Source organism: Lonsdalea britannica, from assembly GCF_946477055.1.
Taxonomy (GTDB): Bacteria; Pseudomonadota; Gammaproteobacteria; order Enterobacterales; family Enterobacteriaceae; genus Lonsdalea; species Lonsdalea britannica_A.
In genome coordinates this window covers 1-2,853 of record NZ_CAMKXG010000357.1, presented here as the reverse complement: position 1 = coordinate 2,853, position 2,853 = coordinate 1, and the positions used below count along the sequence as shown (strand labels likewise).

Genomic DNA, 2,853 nt, shown 5'->3' with positions numbered 1-2,853 from the left:
CGCTTACTACCGCCGTACCCGTCCCGTCAGTCACCCTGCGGTTTAAGGCTAACGTTGTTCCCTCTCCGGCTCCTACGCGGGCTGGAGAGTCTTCCCCCTCTGATATTTCCACGCTGCTACTCAGGCATACCTTCCGTGTTGATAGGTCGTCACTAACGGGTGGTCGATCACGTCCGGCGTTAGTGGCATCTATCCCCTCGCCTCCATCCATAAAAAAGCCGGTCAACACGAAGCGTGCGACCGGCCTTTTCATTGGCTTATCCAAGCGGGATTATTTGCCCTGCGGAAACACCATATCGGCGTATTTCACAAAGCGCGTACGTTTCACCAGCTTGTACGAGAACCAAATCGTCAGGAACAGCGGAATACCAATGTAGGTCGCCGCCACGCCGTACCAGTCAATCTGGTCCGCCAGAAATGCCTGATAGTTCTGACCCAACGTGATAATCAGACACAGCACAAACGCGAAGATCGGTCCCATTGGAAAGAAACTGGACAGGTACGGCAACGCTGCCAAATCCCCGCCCTGCTTAACGTAACCACGGCGGAACCGATAGTGGCTGATGGCGATGCCAAGCCACGCAATAAACCCGGTCATCCCCGAGGTATTCAGCAGCCACAGGTACACCGTCTGGTTGCCGAACATGGAGGTCAGGAAGCACAGCGCGGCCACGACGGTCGTCGCATACAGCGCGTTACGCGGCACACCGCCACGGGACAGTCGGCCGAAAATCGCCGGTGCTTTCCCTTCTCTCGCCAGCGTGAACAGCATACGGGTCGAGGCGTACATGCCGGAGTTCCCCGCCGACAGCACCGCCGTCAGTATTACGGCGTTCATTATTGCCGCCGCAGACAGCAGACCAGCGTTCTGGAAGACCAGCGTGAACGGGCTGACGCTGATGTCTTTGACATCGGTGCGCAGCAGGTTCGGATCGGTGTAAGGGATAATCAGGCTGATAATCAGGATCGCGAACACATAGAACAGCAGGATACGCCAGAACACCTGACGGATGGCGCGAGGAATGTTTTTCTCGGGATCTTTGGACTCACCGGCGGCAATCCCAATCAGCTCCGTTCCCTGGAAGGAAAAACCCGCGATCATCGCAACACCGATCATCGCCGAAAATCCGCCAGCAAACGGCGCATCGGCAATTTGCCAGTTATGCAGGCCCGCGTTTTCGCCGCCTTTCAGGATCCCGGTGATCATCAGCATACCCACAGCGATAAACACCAGTACGGTAATGACTTTGATGATAGCGAACCAGTATTCCGCTTCGCCAAAACCTTTTACGGAGATGTAGTTCAGCAGGAAGATCACGGTCAGGAAGAGGGCGCTCCAAATCCAGCCTGGGAAATCCGGATACCAGTATCCCATCACCAGCTGTGCTGCGACGAGTTCGACAGCAATGGTCACCGCCCAGTTGTACCAGTAGTTCCACCCCAGCGCGAAGCCGAATCCTTCATCCACATAGTTTGCGCCATAGGTTGAGAAAGAACCGGAGACCGGCATAAAGGCCGCCAGCTCACCGAGGCTGGTCATCAGGAAGTAGACCATCAAACCAATGAGCACATAAGACAGCAGCGCACCGCCCGGTCCGGCCTGCGCGACGGAGGCCCCGGAGGCCACAAAGAGTCCTGTGCCGATCGAGCCGCCAATGGCGATCATCGTCAAATGCCGTGCTTTGAGTTCACGGCGTAGCGTTCTGCCCCCTTGCGATGGGGTCTGAGTATCGTGTTGAGCCATCTTGATTCCGCTTGGCCGATAAAATTGAGGGCGGATTGTAACAAATACCCCCCGGCTGGGTAGCTGGAATCGCCAATCATAAGAGAGGTTAATAACCCACTCCCGATTATTAGGAGCAGCCATCCATGCCGCGCGCAGGGAATCATTAGCCGCCCAGTGATTTCAGAGGGGGATAATGACGATTTAGGCTTCGCAGACCGGCTGGCGGCAATACTCCAGAAAACGGCACAGCACATTCGACAGATGCTTTTGACGATGGTGTACCAGATAAAGCGTGCGATTAAGGTGCGGCAACGGCACCTGTAGCTCCACCAGCGCGCCGGACGCCAGCTGATCGGCAATCACATGACGCGACAGGCAGCTGATCCCCATGCCGTAACGCACCGCGTGCTTAATGGCCTCTGAGTTCCCCAGCTCCATCATCAGCTGGAAATGCGGCAACCTGTCCAGCAGCAGATGGTCCAGCACTTCACGCGTTCCCGATCCCTGCTCGCGCAGGATCCACGGCGCATTCGCCAGCGCCTCTAAGGTCACCGGCCCCTGCCCGGCCAACGCGCTGTCTGCGGCACAGAACACGACCAGTTCATCCTCTACCCAGGCCTGCGTTATCAGATCCGGATGATGACAGGGCCCTTCGATCAATCCGAGGTCGACGCTGAACTGCGACACCGCATTGACCACGTCCTGTGTGTTGCCGACCTGCAACTCCAGCGGCGTATCGGGGGAATCGTGGCGATAGCGCGCGATAATTGCGGGCATTAAATAATTGCCGATGGTACTGCTGGCGTAGATGCGCAAAGCGCCGACGTCACGACGAAACAGCTGTTCGATCTCCGAAGACTGTTCCAGCAACGCTAGTGCCTTGGGAAACAGTAAACGTCCGTGCTCATTGACCACCAGCCGCTTGCCGACGCGGTCGAAAAGCTGTACGCCCAGATGGCCTTCCAGGTCGGACAACGCCGCGCTAACGGCGGACTGAGAGAGCGCCAGCGCGACGGAAGCCTGCGTCGTCGACCCCGTTTTCAGTACTTCGGTAAACACTTCCAGCTGACGTAGGGTGATGTGCATAGTGAGCTCTTATCGTTAATACTCATAGGTTATAAATATAT

The 2,853-nt window shown here is 56.7% G+C and carries 2 protein-coding genes; both read right to left on the bottom strand.

Features of this window, described 5'->3' with window-relative positions; translation table 11 throughout:
* Window positions 1-271 precede the first annotated feature (271 nt).
* Complete coding sequence (locus Q7O77_RS16600; protein WP_304169825.1) at window positions 272-1,744, bottom strand: amino acid permease; 1,473 nt, start codon at window positions 1,742-1,744, stop codon at window positions 272-274.
* 183 nt (window positions 1,745-1,927) lie between these two features.
* A complete protein-coding gene (yieE, locus tag Q7O77_RS16595) occupies window positions 1,928-2,812 on the bottom strand; it encodes a DNA-binding transcriptional regulator YeiE (protein WP_304169823.1) in 885 nt (294 codons plus the stop codon).
* Between the last annotated feature and the right edge of the window lie 41 nt (window positions 2,813-2,853).

What these genes read in the sequence shown, in the direction of transcription:
- Q7O77_RS16600 (WP_304169825.1), bottom strand. Translation starts at nt 1,744, where the DNA reads ATGGCTCAACACGATACTCAGACCCCATCGCAAGGGGGCAGAACGCTA.
- yieE (WP_304169823.1), bottom strand. Translation starts at nt 2,812, where the DNA reads ATGCACATCACCCTACGTCAGCTGGAAGTGTTTACCGAAGTACTGAAA.